Origin of the sequence: Parapedobacter defluvii (assembly GCF_014642075.1) — a bacterium.
GTDB lineage: Bacteria > Bacteroidota > Bacteroidia > Sphingobacteriales > Sphingobacteriaceae > Parapedobacter > Parapedobacter defluvii.
In genome coordinates this window covers 1-18,558 of sequence record NZ_BMIK01000007.1, presented here as the reverse complement: position 1 = coordinate 18,558, position 18,558 = coordinate 1, and the positions used below count along the sequence as shown (strand labels likewise).

The following is an 18,558-nucleotide window of genomic DNA, read 5'->3' as shown; positions in this document are numbered from 1 at the left end:
TATTTAAACATTAATAATTATGAGAGAAAACAGACATTCAATTTCAGCTAATCAGGTGGACAATAAAGTTCATTCACCAATGAAGTGAACGGTTTTTTGACCTTAAACAATCAAATTTTATGAAAGGTATTTACATACTTAATGTTTTGTTACCGATGATAAGCAATAAGCGCGTATTAGCAGCGCTGCTTTCGGTATTATTAGGGCCATTGTTTACGGGTTCAATGGTTTATGGGGACGTTCTGCACGCTACATTCAGCGATGTAGCACAAGTTGGGGCTACGGGCAAGGTTACCGACGAGTCAGCTTTGCCGATAGAGGGGGTAACGGTTGCTGTGGTGGGTGCGGCTGCAAGTACCTCGACCAATGCGGAAGGGGCGTATTCCATTGCGGCAAAAAAGGGTGATATCCTCCGGTTTTCGGCCGTCGGTTATCTCACTGTCGAGATTGGGGCAGTGATCGATGCACCGCTGGATGTGGTCATGCAAAGAGATGAGTCGTCGTTGGATGAAGTTGTCATCGTCGGCTATGGTACCCAGAAGAAAGAGACGTTGACAGGTTCCATTGCTTCGGTGTCCACCAAGGAAATCAAGCAGAGCCCGGCCGCTAACCTGGCGGTGACACTGGCGGGACGGTTGCCGGGACTGACGGCAATCCAGCGCAGCGGAGAACCGGGCAGAGACATCACTCAATTGTTTATCCGTGGGCAGGGTACAATCAATGCACAAAGTCCCATAATCCTCGTAGATGGTATAGAGCGGGATCTTACCTACATCGATCCCAATGAAATCGAATCCATCACGATTCTTAAAGATGCCTCCTCTACGGCTATTTTCGGGGTCAGGGGTGCTAACGGTGTTATCCTCGTAACCACGAAACGCGGGAAATCGGAGATCCCGGAAATCAACTTTACGACCGAAGTGAGTGCGCAGGATTTCCCGCGGTTCCCGTCGCTGGCCAGCTCCTATGATTATGCGATGACAAGAAACCTGATGCAACATAACGACGGGCTTGGGGATGCCTACTCGGCAGAAATCCTGGAACATTATCGGCTGGGCGATGATCCGGTGCAGTTCCCGAATACCGATTGGAAAAGTATCCTGATGCGTGATTATTCCACGCAACAGCGTTATAACCTCAACGTTTCGGGGGCCGGGCAACGCGTAAAATATTTCGTGAACGCGGGTTATCTTAAACAGGGCGGGATGTTCAACACTGAGAAAGACCTGAGCTACGATCCTTCCTTCAAACTGGACCGCTATAATTTCCGGTCCAATATTGACATCCAATTAACCAAGTCGCTAACGGCTATGCTGAACCTCGGTGGTTACCTGGAGAAGCAGAATATGCCAGCGGGTATCTACAATAATCTTGACTTTTTGTCGACAGTTTCTCCGGCGATGCACATCCTGGCGCAGATGACTGTTGACCAAAATGCGACAATACCCGGTCCGGTGACTCCTGATGGGGAAGTGGTGACGTGGCAAGGTGGATTCTATCCGCCTTATGGCTCATTGAACCGGTCCGGTTACGTGCAGCAAACGCGCAATAATATCATGGCAACCTTTGGTTTGGAACAGGACCTGGGCTTTTTAGTCGAAGGACTTTCTGCCAAGGGATGGATGTCTTTTGACTCGAAGACAACCAACAACATGATGGCAAGCCGTGAATACCTTAAGTTGGTGCAGGTGGTTGAACCGACAGCCGACGGAAGGGACACAGTCTATTTCCGGAATATGGGAGATAGCCGGAATACTTCGCTGAATCTTTTCGGAGCACGGTATTTCACCACCTTATCCAATTTTCAGGGTTATCTGAATTACGCCAATTCGTTTGGCCGCCACACGGTCACGGGGCTTTTGATGTATCAGCAGCAAAAGAACATCATTGACGCGCAGCTTCCGTATAACCTGCGGGGTATTGCTAGCCGCGTTACTTACGGTTACGATTCGAGGTACTTTGCCGAATTCAATATGGGATATAACGGGTCGGAACAGTTCAAAAAAGGCCGTCGATTTGGTTTTTTCCCGGCAGTTTCTGCTGCATGGCTGATTTCGAACGAACAGTTTATGGAAGATATTGACTTCCTGAATAATCTGAAGATACGTGCTTCTTACGGCAGGGTCGGTAATGACCGGATCGGTTCACGGCGGTTCCTTTACCTGGATGATGTGCAGGTAAGCGGGGGCGGTTATTCGTCGAGCCTGGGCCTCGGCCAATTGGTGTGGACCAACCTGTTGAAAAACGAAGCATTGCAGTGGGAAGTCTCCAATAAATATAACATCGGGTTGGATGTCAAGGTGTTTAACGCACTTGACCTGACCGTTGACGTTTTCAAGGAAAGAAGGGATAACATTCTGCGGAACCGTGGAACGATACCCGTATTGAACGGGCTGCCCGTATCGGTATTGCCTCCCGTGAATATCGGTGTGGTAGAGAACAAAGGATATGAAATCGAATTGAATTACCGGAAAGCAATCAATCAGGATTTATCCATATTGGGTAAGCTGAATCTGAACTACGCGACTAACAGGCAGGTTTTTGCCGATGAGCCCATGTTGGATGACAGCTATGCTTATCAGTATCGCGAAACCGGCTACCGGATCGGCCAGAATTTCGGTTATATCGTTGACCGCTATTTCAGGGATGAAGAGGATATCGCGAATTCCCCGAAACAGAACGTTCCGGGGCACGAATCCCGCCCGGGAGATTTCAAGTATGTGGACGTGAACCAAGACGGGGTAGTAGATGAGAAAGACATCTCGCCGATTGGCTATTCGTCCATTCCGGAGTATCAATTCGGAGCAGCGGTCAATGTCGTATACAAACAGATTGACGTAAGCGTGCTGCTGCAGGGGGTAACTCATGTCCATAACTATTACGGCGGCTACGGAATTTTTGCCATGGGATCTAATTTCCGTGACCGGCATTTGGAAAGCTGGACGGAAGAACGGGCTGCCAGCGGCGCCCCGATCCGTTATCCGAGGCTGACCACGCAGACAAATCCCAATGAAATGGAAAATTCGTTCTTCATCAACGATGGGAGCTACTTACGGCTGAAGAACGTAGAAGTTGGTTATACGTTCCCAAGCAACTGGTCTAAGCGGATCGGTGCCCGGAGCCTGCGCATTTATGCCAACGGGATCAACCTGTTGACGTGGGATCGGTTGCCGGTGAAAGACTTCGATCCGGAAATGACCAGCATATTCACGTACCCCATATCGAGACTTTACAATTTTGGCCTTAACTTTATTTTCTAAGATCATGAAACAGAAGCTATTGTTGGTCCTTTCTTGCATTTTTCTTGCAGCATGTAAGAACGACCCCTTGGACATAACGCCTGACGGCCGGATGTCATTAGAGGATATATTCAAAAATGAGATACAAACCGAGGCCTATCTGAATACGGTCTATCTCTCCGTTCCCACCTATTTTGACCACTACAATCAGTGGGCATTTCTGGCAGGCGTTACCGATGAAGCGAAAGATGCCGAGGTAGGGAATTTTTCAGGCAATATGCCGTCTGCATGGAACATTGGCAGCCTGACTCCTAGTTTTAATCCCCTGGCACAGGGTGGCAGTGCCGGTCGTGGACAGGATCGCTACACAACATTCTGGGCGGGCATCCGGGATGCCAATGTCTTTTTGCATTATATCAACGATGTGCAGTTTGCCAATGACGAAAAAAAGGCAAGATTAATTGCCGAGGCAACGTTGCTGCGTGCGTTCTTCTATTTCGAGTTGATCAAGCAATTCGGTCCGATGCCGGTTGTGACCAATCCTTTCGACCCAGCTTTTGATTATACCGCACTGATACGCCCCAATTTCCAGGAATGTATTGATTTTATCGTTGCAGAAAGCGACAGGGTAATCGCCAGTACGGCATTTCCGATGCGGATTTCCGTTGAATCTGAGCGTGGTCGGTTTACCAAAGCAGTTGCGTACATGCTGAAATCCGAAGCCCTGCTGTATAATGCCAGCCCCTTGTGGAACCCACAGAATGATGTGTCAAAGTGGACTGCTGCGGCAACAGCATCCAAAGAAGGGTTAGCCGCGCTGACCGGATCGGGTGGCTATGCGCTTGCGGATGATTATGGAGATTATTTTTTGAATACTTCGGATATCAGTGCCTCTCCCCGTGACCGGGAAACGATTTTTGAGATCAAGGGTTTTGACATTCCCCTGTCAACTACGGGCCTGCCCAGCAAAGAAGGATCGTGGATGTTGGGAGCTACCCCCTCGCAGGAGCTTGTGGATAGCTATGACATGCAAAGTACGGGCGAGCCTGCCATCACAGGTTACCGTGACGCGGACCACCTGCAGCCCATCATCAATCCCAATTCAGGATATGATGAGCAGCAGCCCTATGTGAATAGGGACCCCCGTTTTTATGCAACGGTATGGTTCAACGGCGCACAGTACGATAATATCAATGGTAAAGTACACACGGTAGAAACGTTTGTCGGCGGAGCCGATCAGCTTATCAAGTCGCCGCCCAACCGGATCAATACACATACGGGTTATTACCTGCGGAAGTTCATTGATCCGAAGCTGGCGATTAACCAGATATCTTCCGCACGATTTAAGAAATACCGGCTGGCCGAACTGTATCTGAATCTGGCGGAAGCCGCAAACGAAGCCAACGGGCCGACGGGCGAGGTGTATGAAGCGATAAATACGATACGTAATCGTGTGAACATGCCAAATCTTCCCCTGGGATTGAGCAAAGAAGAGATGCGTGAGCGTATCCATAGGGAGCGCAGGGTTGAATTGGTATGGGAGGAGCACCGGTTCTGGGATGTCAGACGGTGGAAGATACTGCATGAGACGGACAAACTGGTTACCGGTATGGAAATCAGGAAGACCGGTGGGAATGCCGGACCGAGCACGATCAATATAGACAACGCAAGTTTTGAATCGGGTACCGACGGATGGACGTTTTATCCGGGAGCTGAAGTTATTGCGATCGACGGACATACCAGCAGTAACGTCGTTCAGATTTCGGATGGCGGACACGTATGGGCCACAATAAACGGCCTTACACCCAGCACCACCTACGAAGTATCGTTGCTCATGATGGTGCAGGAAGAAACCGGCTATGTGGGAGTAAGAAACTACGGTGGAGACGAAGTTCTGGCGCAGGCCCTTCCCGAAGACGGTTTGAAACAGCAAAAAGTCCGGTTCACCACGGGGCCCAACAGTACGTCTGCTGATATCTTCACCTGGTGGCCTGCAGGGGGTAAAGGCTTGTTTGATGATTTTGAGCTGGTGCGAGTAGGTGGCGGAGATCAGGGAGGTGGCTCGGCCAGTTATACGTACTCCCGGTTCGTGACAGAACGCCGGAATGCTTGGGACGATAAGTTCCTGGTGTTCCCGATACCGATTACCGATGTGTCAATTATCCCGGATTTCCGTATGAACCAAAATCCGGGTTGGTAATGAAAAGAATGAGCCGACTGGTCGGAGGGATTTGTTTGATGCCCCTGCTTGTGCTGGGTACGACGCTGTGCTGCAGTAATGAGGTAGCCGGTCCGAATGTAGTAGGGCCGAAACCCGCTGAGGAAAACAACACAATCGATGTACTCCGCATGATTTATTCCATCGCTGAAGAAAAAGGCATGCGTGTAGTGGCAGACCTGAATATGGGTGGTGGTGAGTTGTTTACACAGTATACCACGGATGAAGTGGCAGCTCATTACCGGACGTATATCCCACGATTCCATAAACGGTACGGAGGATACAAATCTTTCTGGGGTTGGTACATAAACAACGAGCTGAATCCACTAAAGCCCGAAGAAACCGAGGTATCCGGTTTCTGGAGAACCGTGTGGAAGTCGGCCGTAGATGCCTGCAAGGAAACGGCTCCCGAAAGTGTGGTGACCATTTCGCCCTTCTTTATCATGGATAGGGAAAAGCACCGTGGATTCGATTTTCTAGAGCCGCTTGATTACGAACGGTGGTGGGCCAAAACATTGGCCCACACCGGTATCGACATTTTAATGCTTCAGGATTCCGGAGCGGAACACCTGAGCTTTTTCTCACTGGAGGATCGCCGCCCGTTTTTCCAGGCATTTAAAAATGCCTGTGATCAGGCGGGCAGCGAACTTTGGCTAAATGTGGAAAGCGGAGAAGTGGATGCGAACGATTGGCAGGAAGCGGTAGCCGCAGAACGCGAAGGTACCCAGAATTGGGTGTATACCCCCACAGCGTGGTTGGCTCAGAAACTGGAGCTTGCTGCGGCATACAGCACAAACATTGTCAACTGGGGGTACTATCCCTTTATGGTGCCGACGGTAAATCCGGGGCCTTATCTGAGCAATGAGCTGCCGGCATCGCTCCGCAGCGACAGCTACCGTTCCTACAAAACATACTATGAACAGGTGAAAGATCAACCTGTCGAATCACCCGAACAGACAAAGCCCCTCATGCGGGGAACCTTATGGTGGTTACCGGTGATGTATGAAGGATGGTCAGAAGAAGCACTGGAAAATGCCATCAGGGAGCAGATAGATGAGCAGGCGGCATTGGGCTTCGATATGTTATGGATTGTTAATGCACCGGCCAATATGGAATGGGCGATAGTGGCGGAAAGGTAACCCATGTTCTATTTAAGATAAACGAGTTAATAATTAATTACAATGATGTTACGAAAAAAAATCGGTGGAGTATGGCTGTTGTGCGCATTGCTGATTGTGCAGCCGTCCTGTGGTTCTGAAAAAGGAGACACAGCCCGCAAGAATGAAACGGATGTTTTGGAGTTAATCTATTCGGTTGCCGATGAGTTGGATATGAAAGTGATCTGTGACATCGATCTGCGGGGAGGAGATCTCTACCGAAAGAAATCCGTGGCCGAACTTACTGCAAAAAGCGACCGTTACATCGAAGAATACCATAAAAAGTATGGAAATCACGATTCATTTTGGGGCTGGTACCTGAATAATGAGATCAACCCGATAGAAAATGACGACCTGGAACAGTCTGCCTATTGGCGGACCATATGGAAATCGATCGTGGACAAGTGCCACCAGGTGGCACCCCAATCCAAGGTAACCATTTCACCGTTTTTCCTGCTGGACAAGCAGAGTCTGCGCGGTTTTAAGTATTTGGAACCCAAAGAATATGAGGAATGGTGGTATCACACCATGAAAGATGCCGGTATTGACATTCTGATGCTGCAGGACTCCGGTGCCGAGCACCTTTCTTTTTTCACGATTGAGGACAGGAGGCCTTTTTTTGAGGCCTTTGCCAACGCATGCAGGAAAGCAGGGAAAGAATTTTGGTTAAATGTGGAAACAGGGCAGGTCGTAGCTCGGGATTGGGCTCATGCCCTGCAGATGGAAAAAGACTTCCAACGGGCATGGGCTTTTACCGAGATTGACTGGTTGAAGCAGAAGCTGGAATTGGCTGCCGAATATGGAACTGGTATTGTGAACTGGGGCTATTATCCGTTGATGAATCCAATGGAAGAACACAGTTCGCTGACGATTCAGAACATTGACGGACAGGAGGTAGATCTTTCCAAAAGAAAGGCAAATTACGAAGCGTATCAGGCGTATTTGGAGATGGTACCCGAAGACCCCGGTGCAGGCAAACTGACCCGCCCGAAATTAAATGGGACACTGTGGTTCCTGCCGTCAGGTATTGAGGAGAAAGACCTGAAGGACGTAGTGCGGCAGGAAATAATGAATCAGAAAGCATTGGGCTTTGAGTTTTTGTGGATCTGTAATACGCCCGACCATTTTGATGCAACGGCGGTGGGCGGCAACTAATTGAAAGAATAAAATGATCGATAAGTGCTGTACAACGTTTTATGCGGGGATTGTTTTGTTGCTGCTTACAGCCGGTGCATATGGCCAATCCTTTTTCCCAACCTCACTGACCTGTGAACATTTAACCGATCCCATCGGAATTGATGCGGAGAAACCACGTTTGGCCTGGAAAATAGCGACGGATGACGCTCAATTTCAGCAGGGCGCATATGAAATCATCGTCAGTGACGACGTCAGTTTATTGCAAAAGGGCGTTGGAAACGCGTGGCACAGTGGTAAGGTCTCCGGAGCTAGGACGCTGGTGGCATACAATGGGAAAAAATTGAAGCCGCGAACGCGTTACTATTGGATGGTTTCCACATGGGATGAGAACGGAACAAAGTCGGCCGCGCGGACATTTGCTTATTTCGAGACGGGCAAGCTGGACGAACCCTGGCGGGCACAATGGATCACCGATGTAAGAGACACGGCGATTCAACCGGCAGCCTATTTCAGGAAAGTAGTTTCATTGGGTAAGAAAGTGGTGTCGGCAAGGGCTTATATTGCTGCAGCAGGTTTATTTGAGCTATCCGTAAACGGACGAAAAATCGGCGACGGACTGCTGAATCCGATGTTTACCCGTTTCGACAAGCGGAACCTTTATTTAACGCTTGATGTCACCGGAGTGATTCAAAAAGGAGAAAATGCCATCGGCATGATTTTGGGCAACGGGTGGTACAATCACCAATCGTGGTCCGAATGGGATTTCCATAAAGCGGTTTGGCGGGACAGACCCGCTTTCTGCATGGAAATACACGTGGATTATGCCGACGGTAGCTCGGAAAAGATCTATTCGGACGCTACCTGGAAAACGGCCTTGGGCCCGATTATTTTCAACAGCATCTATACGGGGGAACACTACGATGCGCGAAAGGAACAGAGGGGTTGGAACCTATCTTCATTTGACGATGCGGGGTGGCATCCGGCCATCGGCCGGGAGGCACCCTCGCCACGGATCATTGCCCAGGCGCTGGAACCGATCCGGATCGTCGATAAGTTCGGGCAGCTTGAAATTACGAAGATCAGTGACTCAGCTTATCTGTATAAGCTGCCCGAAAATATTGCCGGCATAACCAAGCTCAGTGTGCAGGGAGAGCGGGGGACCACCTTTCGGATTAAACACGGGGAAACCATCGATCACCATAATCATGTAGACCAATCAACGATTGACATCTATAGCGACCAAAAGAACGGATTGGACCCTTTTCAGACGGATATCTTCATATTGAAAGGCGAAGGGCTTGAAGAATTTATGCCGCGGTTCAATTACAAGGGGTTCCAGTATGTCGAAGTTACTGCAGACCGCCCTGTCGATTTACGGGCCAACAACCTAACGGCTTACCGGATCAACAGCGATGTCCGTCCCGTTGGAAAGATTGAGTCGTCCAATGAATTGGTGAACAAAATCTGGGCAGCAACCAATCGTTCTTACCTGTCAAATCTCCACGGTTATCCCACCGATTGCCCGCAGCGTGAAAAGAACGGCTGGACGGGCGATGCACACATTGCGATTGAGGCAGCCTTGTTCAACTACGATGCCATCACGGTTTATGAAAAATGGCTGGCGGATCATCGCGATGCACAGCTCGAAAACGGTGTTTTGCCGGCAATTATCCCCACCTCTACGTGGGGTTACGATTGGGGGAACGGTGTGGATTGGACCAGTTCGACAGTCATCATTCCTTGGACATTGTATCGGTACTACGGAGATGCGCGTGCACTTTTACAAAATTATTCCAGCATGAAGCGCTTCGTCGATTACGTCACCTCAATCGCCCCGGAAGGCTTGACGGACTGGGGATTGGGAGATTGGGTGCCTTATAAGACCATTGCAGATAAGCAATTGCTGATCTCCCTGTATTATTATCAGGATGCGTTGATTTTATCAAAAACTGCAGGCCTATTGGGACATCGGCAGGACTCGGTGGCTTACGGACAGGTGGCACATAAAATCAAGCAAGCCATCAACGATAAGTTCCTGGATAAAGAGAAGGCGATTTATGCAACCGGGAGCCAGGCTGAATTAAGCGGGCCGTTGTATTGGGGAGTCGTTCCGGAAGCGTACAGGCAGCAGGTTGCCGACAATCTGGCTAAGCGGGTCGTCGCAGACGATAAGCATTTGGATGTCGGCCTGCTTGGTTCAAAGACCCTTTTGGGTGCATTGAGCGATAATGGGTATGCGGATCTGGCTTTTGAAGTAGCCACCCAGCAGACCTATCCTTCCTGGGGATGGTGGATCCGAAATGGGGCGACGACGCTCTATGAAACCTGGAAGATAGAGACAGAAACACTGTCGAGAAACCATGTGATGTTCGGAGAGATCAGTGCCTGGTTTTATAAAGCTTTGGGAGGAATTAATGCAGATGAACAAAACCCGGGATTCCGTACGTTTGTTGTCAGGCCGCATTTTGTAAAAGGAATGGACAGTTTCCGGGCGATATACGATTCACCCGGCGGAGAGATCGTGTCTTCCTGGAATCGGATCAATGACCGGGTGGCATTCGACCTTACGATCCCCCCGAATACCCAGGCTACCGTCCGGCTGGAAGATGTTGTTTCGGCCATAGACAGTAATACCGGAATGCCTATAGGCATCGATAGCCGGACCGGGAATGGGGATTTCCATTTAGGATCAGGTTCCTATCGGTTTCTTGTGGCGGATCGTATACATTAATCAATTGGATACCGTATGATTAGAAGAACAGGAATCGGACTACTATTTCTTTCTCTTGTAGCGTTTTCGGCGTTGGGGCAATCGCTTTCTCCGTTTTCGGATGGAGACCGAGTCGCTTTTTTGGGCAATAGCATAACCGACGGAGGGCGCTATCACTCATTTATCTGGTTGTATTATATGACGCGGTTCCCCGATAGGGCAGTAACCATTTATAACGGCGGCATAGGCGGAGACCGGGTTGTGGAGATGGAGAAGCGGCTTGACGCTGACGTTTTGGCCAGAAAGCCAACCAAGCTGTTCCTCATATTCGGAATGAACGATTCGGGTTATAGCGAGTACCTTACGGAAGATCCCGGTGTTTTTGGAGAAAAAATAGTGGCGGAATCCGATCGCAACTATCAGCAAATGGAACGGCGGCTGCAGGCCCTGCCGGATGTTGAGGTTTCGCTGTTGGGTAGCACACCCTACGATGAGACGTCTGTGAGGGAGACAGAGCCTTTTGTGGGGAAGCACAGCGCCATGCAAAAGATTGTCGACTATCAACGGCAGTCAGCCCGGGACAACGGTTGGGGGTTCTTTGATTTCAATGAGCCCATGACTGATTTGAACAGAAAGTTCCAGCGCATCGATCCGGCATTCAGTTTGTCGGGCTTCGACCGCATACACCCCGACAATGACGGGCACATGGTCATGGCATACCTGTTTTTAAAGGCACAGGGTTTGGCCAATCAGCCGGTTGCCCAGGTCGAGATCGATGCCCGCAAAGCAAGGGCATCGGCTCAGCAAAACTGCTCCATTTCGAACATCACGCGCGATGCACATCAACTGACATTTGCATATCTTGCCAATTCATTGCCATACCCCATTGACACGATACCCCTAAACGGTGAATACAATGCGAGGCAATCCGATGCGTTGAGGATCGTTCCATTCATGAAAGAGATGAATAACGAAGCGTTGAAAGTGAAAGGGTTGGATGAAGGTATTTACGAAGTGTTGATCGACAGTGTACGGATTGGTTCGTGGACCCGCAAAGAGCTGGAAGAAGGGATTAATCTGGCCGAGATACCGTGGACACCGCAGTATCAACAGGCCCTGGCTATCATGCATCTCAACGAGAGAAGGTGGCGGATTGAACGGGAATTAAGGGATTATACGTGGATCCAATATTATTTTTTCGAAAAGAGAGGTTTGCTGTATGCGGATGACAAGGTTGCTATGGAGGCATTGAACGCGGCGATTCCCCATGATAAATGGCTGACCGGAAGGCGGAATCAATATGCATTGCTCATGCACCGGGAGGTGAGGGAAGCCTATCAGGATCAGGTGGATATACTGATCTCGAAAATTTACGAGATCAATAAACCGAAGACGCATCTCATCTGTGTCAGGCGATCGGGAAATTAGTATGAATTGGTATATAAAAGCCGTTATTTCATCGTGCTTGCTTTTAGGGATATTCGCCTCGTGTAATCATGGATCGGGTGATAACAGATCCGTGAAACCCGACAGCAGCCATTACACCCGCACGGTACTTGCAGAGGGGCTCGATGAGCCGATGGAGATGGTGATCCTTCCGGGCAACGATGTGCTGTTTGTGGAGCGCAAGGGCGGGGTGCGGCTGTACAAAGACGCTACGAAGGAGCTCCGTGCAGTGGCTAATTTCGAGGTGTTCAGCGGCATCGAAGACGGGTTGCTAGGAGTCGTTGCCGATCCGGATTACGAGAAGAACCACTGGCTGTATTTCTATTATGCAGTGGCGGGCGAGAAGGCGGTAAGCAGGCTGTCGCGGATGGAATTCCGCAACGACAGCCTACTGCGGTCGACAGAAACCATCATCCTTGAAATTCCGACACAGCGTATCTACTGCTGCCATTCGGCGGGGTACCTCAAGTTTGACAAGGCTGGCAACCTCTATCTCTCTACGGGCGATAACACCAACGCGGAAGAGACAAATGGTTACACGCCGGTGGACGAACGCCCCGGCAGGGAACTGTCCGACGACCAGGCCACTACAGCCAATACCAACGACCTGCGGGGAAAAATCCTGCGGATTAAGCCGCTGCCGGAAGGGGGATATGCCATACCGGAAGGGAACCTGTTTCCAAAGGGCACAGCGGGCACACGGCCGGAGATCTATGTGATGGGTGCGCGCAATCCCTACCGCTATAGCATCGACGCCGAAACAGGTTACCTGTATTTCGGGGATGTCGGTCCGGATACCAAGCTGAAGGCCTCGGACGGCGAGCTGATGAGCTTCGACGAGATCAACCAGGTGCGGAAACCGGGGTACTACGGCTGGCCCTACTTTCTGGGTAACAATGAGGTCTTCGGGAAATACGATTACGCGACGGGAGAACTCGGTCCCGGAAAGGATCCTTCGAAGCCGCTGAATGAATCGCCCAATAACACCGGAATGCGGGAATTGCCTCCGGCCAGGCCCGCAATGATTTGGTATGGAAAGAATAATTCGAAATATTTTCCATTGGTGGGCAACGGCGGAGCCAGCGCCATGGCGGGACCTGTTTATTACAGCAAACATTTCAAGAACGCACCGTATAAACTTTCCGATTATTACGACGGGAAGCTTTTTATCTATGAATGGATCAGGGGATGGATCATGGCGGTCAGCTTTGATGAAGCCGGGAACTTCAAAGAGATGGAACCTTTCCTGGACCATTGGAAGTTCGATGCGCCCGTGGATATGCAATTTGCATCTGACGGCGCGATTTACCTACTGGAGTACGGTACAAACTGGTTCTCCAAGAATACCAATGCCCGGTTGATACGCATCGAATATGCCGAGGGTAATCGTAAGCCGGTTGCTTCCATCACCGTGGACAAGCAATACGGCGCGGCACCGTTGACCGTATCCCTGTCGGCTAGCGGATCCATGGACCATGACGAGGGGGATAAGCTCTCCTTCAGCTGGCTTGCTGATGGGGATAATTATGAGGGTGCAACTGCCTCCCATACATTTACCAAGCCGGGGATATACGACGTGGAGCTGACTGTAAGCGATAACCATGGCGGTAAGGGAACGTCGTCGACCCGCATTTATGTGGGCAATACACCGCCGGAAGTCCATATCCGTACAACTTCCAACCGCAGCTTCTATTGGGACGGCAGTACGCTGGATTATAGGGTGGAAGCAAGCGATAACGAAGACAGCGTGTCTGTAGGAGATGTGGCTCTTGCGTTCGGCTATATACCCCATGGCAAGGACGCCGCGTTGGTGCTAAGCGGTGGACAGGATCCGAACAGCCTACGTTACCTGAAGGGACAGCAACTGATTGCCGACCTTGACTGTAAATCCTGTCATTCCATTGATAAAGAATCCGTAGGCCCTACGTATCAGGCAGTGGCTGTCCGGTATGCAGGGAAACCAGGGGTTGAAAACCTGTTGATCGATAAAATCATCAAGGGAGGCAGCGGCAACTGGGGCGAGCGTGCGATGTCCCCGCATCCGGAATTGGCGGAAGGAGACGCACGGGAAATGGTGCGCTACATCTTGTCGCTGGGACAACAGCGGCAAAAGCTGCCGCCGGAGGGACGCCTGCTACTCGATGCACATCGCGACGGGGATACGGACGGTGTATACCTGCTCAGTGCCCGCTATACGGATCAGGGTGCCAACGGGATCCCGCCCTTGAACGGACATGACCACATCCTGCTGCGCAACCCGCTGGTGCAGGCCGAGGATTTTGATGCGGGTAATGTAAGCATTGCGACGGTTACCACAGCCTTTATGTCGTATGTGTACGGAATCCGCAACGGCAGTTACATTTTATTCCGCGGGGTTGACCTGGCACATGTACGCCATATCGGCTACCGGGCGCAGGCCAGCGGTGCCGGAGGTACCGTCGAGCTGCACCTGGACAGCATCGGTGGGCCGGTGGTTTCCCGTTTGGAGATACCGGCGGGTAATTTCAGCGGTGCGGAAAGCGGCTGGAAAGAGATGGTGGGATCGGTGGACGAAAGCCAGGGAAAGCATGACCTTTACTTCGTATTTGTGAACGGTGAGGCGGGAGATAAAGCACTGTTCAGCATCGACTGGCTGAAATTCTATAACCGGTAAGGGAGAGTTATGCCGATATCGCTGCGATTCCGGCTTTCGCTGGCCATGTTCTTGGAATTTTTCACGTGGGGTGCCTGGTACGTTACGTTGGGAACCTATTTATTCGATCGGTTCGGCGCAAGCGCTGTGCAAGTCGGATCGGCCTATGCCAACTTTTCCCTTGCCGCGGCGCTATCGCCGGTGTTTGTGGGGTTGGTGGCCGACCGTTATTTCGCGGCCCAGCGGGTGTTGGGCGTGCTGCACCTGCTGGGTGCGGGCGTATTGATATTGCTGGCGCGTACTGACGATTATGGGCCGTTCTGGTGGCTATTGCTGCTGTATACGCTGCTATATGCGCCCACCATGGCCCTGATGAATTCCGTTACCTTTCGGCAACTTAGGGATGGAGGCAGGGAGTTCCCCCTGATCCGGGTATTTGGCACGGTAGGCTGGATCGTTGCCGGACTGCTGCTGGGTTACTTGGGCATGGAAAGCAGCGCATCACTGTTTTACTTGGCGGCGGGGTCCTCTGCAGTGCTCGGCCTGGTGAGTTTTACACTTCCCGATACGCCCCCGGACCGCACGGAAGGTGCCAGCTTAGGTTCTGTGCTGGGGAAGGAGGCATTGGTATTGTTCAGGAAGCGTTCCTTTCTGGTGTTTTTTCTTTCCTCGCTGGCAATCTGTATTCCACTGTCTTTTTATTACAGTTTTGCCAATCCGTTTCTGAACGACCTGTGCATCACGAATGCAGCGGGAAAGATGACCCTGGGACAGCTCTCGGAATTTCTGTTTTTACTGGTGATACCGCTTGCTTTTAAACGGTTTGGTATCAAAGCGATGCTTGCCGTAGGGATCGTCGCCTGGGTTATCCGTTATGTGCTGTTTGCCTACGGCGATGCGGACAGTCGGATGGGCATGTTGTACGTGGGCATCCTGTTGCACGGGGTATGCTATGATTTCTTTTTTGTAACCGGGCAGATCTATGTAGACCGTGCTGCGGGCGAGCGTATCCGTAGTGCCGCACAGGGTTTAATTACCTTCGCAACGTATGGGGTGGGTATGCTGATCGGGTCGTATGTCTCGGGGCTGGTCACCGGACGGTTTGCCCTTCCAAAAGGAGGGGGTGTGCAGTTTGACTGGCAAGGGGTTTGGCTTATCCCGGCAGGCATAGCCGCAGCAGTATTGGTGGTGTTTTTAATCACGTTCCGTGAGGAGCAACGTGAAAAGGTGAATAACAACAAACGTAATAATAAGGATAACGCAAATGAAGCACGCTAAAAAAGTACGTGTACTGGTTGTAGGTTGTGGCAATATGGGGGCTTCTCATGCGGCGGCCTACCACGCAATCGATGGTTTTGAAATCTGCGGACTGGTTTCCCGGGGTGCCAGCAAGAAACAACTCAATGAACAGCTGGGGGGTGGCTATGCCTTGTTTGATGATTATGCAACGGCGTTGACAGAAACCCGCCCGGATGCGGTCTGTATATCAACGTATCCGGATACGCATGAAGAATATGCCATCCAGGCCATGGAGCACGATTGCCACGTCTTTACCGAGAAACCGCTTGCCGATACCCTGGAAGGGGCTAGGCGTGTTGCGGCTACGGCCGAACGGTTGGGCAGGAAGCTGGTGATAGGTTATATCCTGCGGTACCATCCTTCCTGGCAACGGTTTGTTGAATTGAGCGGGCAACTGGGAAAGCCTTTGGTGATGCGGATGAATCTAAATCAGCAGAGCCATGGCCGGATGTGGGATGTGCATCGTAATCTGATGAAAAGTCTCAGCCCCATCGTGGACTGCGGGGTGCATTATATCGATGTGATGTGCCAGATGACGGGAAGCAAGCCGGTTCAGGTGAACGCCATCGGGGCAAGACTTACCGATGACATCCCAGCAGATAACTACAACTACGGCCAGCTGCAGATCCGTTTTGAAGACGGTTCGGTAGGGTGGTATGAGGCGGGGTGGGGCCCGATGGTGAGTGAAACAGCGTTCTTTGTAAAAGATGTTTTCGGACCAAAGGGATCGCTTTCCATTGTAGCCAAAGATGCAGGGGGAGTGGGCAACTCAGACAATGTGTCTGCCCATACGAAAACGGAGTCACTGCGACTGCACCTTGCGGATCTGGATAATCATAACGCATTTGTGAGGCCAGACGAGTGGATTGACCTGACGGATGAGCCGGATCATCAGGAGTTGTGCAACCGTGAGCAGCGTTTTTTTCTGAAAGCAATTCAGGAAGATTTGAATTTGACCGAGGTGACAGCTCATGCCATCAGCAGCCTGCAGATCGCCTTGGCCTGTGACGAATCCGTGAAAACGAGTAAACCGGTCTACTTGTAATTACCATTCTTGTGAATCTGGATTGCTTTTTATAACTTTTTAGTGAAAGGATGGGAATAAATGCATTGAAAATATAACTTTACCCATTAAATACAGAAACTAAAAAGCAACATACTCAATGAACGAAAAAAGCACAAACAGTTCTGCGGTATCCCGCAGGGATTTTATCCGGTTGGGCGCTGCATCTGCGGCCGGATTTATGGTGGTTCCCCGGCATGTTTTAGGAGGAAAGGGATTTATTGCACCGAGTGATAAACTGGTCGTAGCCGGTATCGGTGTGGGCGGTAAAGGGGAATCTGATATCGCCATGTTCGACCAAAGCGGTAAGGCACAAATTGCCTACTTATGTGATGTGGACGACCGTAGAGCGACCAATTCCGTGAAGCGGTTCCCGAATGCGAAATATTACAAAGACTACCGGGAGATGCTGGATAAGGAGCACAAGCATATTGACGCGGTGTCCGTTTCCACGCCGGATCATAATCATGCCATCCAAGCACTGGCAGCCATGCAATTGGGTAAACATGTATATGTGCAAAAGCCATTGACGCATGACGTGTGGGAAGCACGCCTACTGACGAAAGCTGCGAAAAAGTATAAAGTTGTTACCCAGATGGGAAACCAGGGAGCTTCCAGTGATGGACCCCGCGACATTCGGGAATGGGTAGAAGCGGGACTGCTTGGCGATGTCCACACCGTTTACTGCTGGACCGACCGGCCGGTTTGGCCGCAGGGCATCGCGTGGCCTAAAGCTACCGCCCCGGTTCCCCAGGAGCTGGATTGGGACCTGTGGCTCGGTACTGCGCCCCAACAGAATTATGTGGATAAATTGGTGCCGTTTAATTGGCGGGGATGGTGGGACTATGGAACCGGCGCACTGGGCGACATGGGATGTCACCTGCTGGAGGTTCCTTTCAGCGTATTGGGGTTAACCTATTTGCAAGATGTGCAGGCAAGTGTCGGAACTGTATATGTGGATGAGTTTAAGCGGGGATATTTTCCCGAAAGCTGCCCGCCTTCCAGTCACGCGGTCATGACATTCCCGAAGACGGCGAAAACAGCAGGTCCCATTAAATTACACTGGATGGATGGCGGCATACAGCCGGAACGCCCGGACGAGCTTGGACCCAACGAAGTATTCGGAGACGGCGGTAACGGCATCCTGCTTGTTGGTACGAAAGGGAAAGCATTGGCTGATACGTATGGACAGAATGCCCGCCTTTTGCCTTTATCCCGTATGGAGGAATTAAATGTCCCCAAGAAATATGAGCGTGTTCCCGGTGGAGCTGAAGGACACTATGCACAGTGGGTGGAGGCTTGCTTGGCCGGTTATGGAAAGAAAGCCGTTAGTGCTCCTTTTGAAATTTCCGGTCCGCTGACCGAGGCGTTGCTGATGGCGAACCTGGCCATCCGTGGAGCAGATCTGCAGATCGATGGAAAGTATCCTGCAAGGAATATGAAGCTACTTTGGGACAACGATGCAATGAAAGTTACCAATTTTGATGAAGTGAATCGCTTCGTGAAGCGGGAATACCGCAGAGGTTGGGAAATAAAGGAGAGCTGATTTCTCTCCGTATTTCATAAACCGAAAGTGAGGCCGTCTCAAAAGTACCGAGACGGTTTTTTTCGTTTTTTATATTTATCGGGTCCGTTTACCGGGGATATTCTTATTCCC

At 50.8% G+C, this 18,558-nt stretch carries 10 protein-coding genes; all 10 read left to right on the top strand.

Going from position 1 to position 18,558, the window contains the following annotated elements; all coding sequences use genetic code 11:
- Positions 1 to 155: 155 nt before the first annotated feature.
- Positions 156 to 3,260: a SusC/RagA family TonB-linked outer membrane protein gene (locus IEX60_RS11530; RefSeq protein ID WP_188750742.1), complete on the top strand. Its 3,105-nt coding sequence runs from the start codon at positions 156 to 158 to the stop codon at positions 3,258 to 3,260.
- 4 nt (positions 3,261 to 3,264) lie between these two features.
- Positions 3,265 to 5,439 (top strand): RagB/SusD family nutrient uptake outer membrane protein, encoded by a 2,175-nt coding sequence (locus IEX60_RS11525; protein WP_188750740.1) that lies wholly within the window; start codon positions 3,265 to 3,267, stop codon positions 5,437 to 5,439.
- Positions 5,439 to 6,596 carry a DUF4434 domain-containing protein gene (locus IEX60_RS11520; protein WP_188750738.1) on the top strand — a complete coding sequence of 386 codons (1,158 nt, stop codon included), beginning with the start codon at positions 5,439 to 5,441 and terminating at the stop codon, positions 6,594 to 6,596. The genes IEX60_RS11525 and IEX60_RS11520 overlap by 1 nt, the downstream gene beginning before the upstream one ends.
- A gap of 42 nt (positions 6,597 to 6,638) precedes the next feature.
- Positions 6,639 to 7,769 carry a DUF4434 domain-containing protein gene (locus IEX60_RS11515; protein ID WP_188750736.1) on the top strand — a complete coding sequence of 377 codons (1,131 nt, stop codon included), beginning with the start codon at positions 6,639 to 6,641 and terminating at the stop codon, positions 7,767 to 7,769.
- Between the two features lie 13 nt (positions 7,770 to 7,782).
- Positions 7,783 to 10,482: an alpha-L-rhamnosidase gene (locus IEX60_RS11510; protein WP_188750734.1), complete on the top strand. Its 2,700-nt coding sequence runs from the start codon at positions 7,783 to 7,785 to the stop codon at positions 10,480 to 10,482.
- A 15-nt stretch (positions 10,483 to 10,497) separates the two neighbouring features.
- On the top strand, positions 10,498 to 11,889 hold the full coding sequence (locus IEX60_RS11505) for an SGNH/GDSL hydrolase family protein (RefSeq protein ID WP_188750732.1): 1,392 nt from the start codon (positions 10,498 to 10,500) through the stop codon (positions 11,887 to 11,889).
- Between the two features lie 91 nt (positions 11,890 to 11,980).
- Complete coding sequence (locus IEX60_RS11500; RefSeq protein ID WP_188750730.1) at positions 11,981 to 14,560, top strand: PQQ-dependent sugar dehydrogenase; 2,580 nt, start codon at positions 11,981 to 11,983, stop codon at positions 14,558 to 14,560.
- A gap of 9 nt (positions 14,561 to 14,569) precedes the next feature.
- The gene (locus tag IEX60_RS11495; protein WP_188750728.1) at positions 14,570 to 15,817 is read left to right on the top strand and encodes a nucleoside permease; all 1,248 of its coding nucleotides are present in this window, start codon (positions 14,570 to 14,572) and stop codon (positions 15,815 to 15,817) included.
- Positions 15,804 to 16,883 carry a Gfo/Idh/MocA family protein gene (locus IEX60_RS11490; RefSeq protein WP_188750726.1) on the top strand — a complete coding sequence of 360 codons (1,080 nt, stop codon included), beginning with the start codon at positions 15,804 to 15,806 and terminating at the stop codon, positions 16,881 to 16,883. The genes IEX60_RS11495 and IEX60_RS11490 overlap by 14 nt, the downstream gene beginning before the upstream one ends.
- 118 nt (positions 16,884 to 17,001) lie before the next feature.
- The gene (locus IEX60_RS11485) at positions 17,002 to 18,447 is read left to right on the top strand and encodes a Gfo/Idh/MocA family protein (protein ID WP_188750724.1); all 1,446 of its coding nucleotides are present in this window, start codon (positions 17,002 to 17,004) and stop codon (positions 18,445 to 18,447) included.
- Positions 18,448 to 18,558 lie beyond the last annotated feature (111 nt).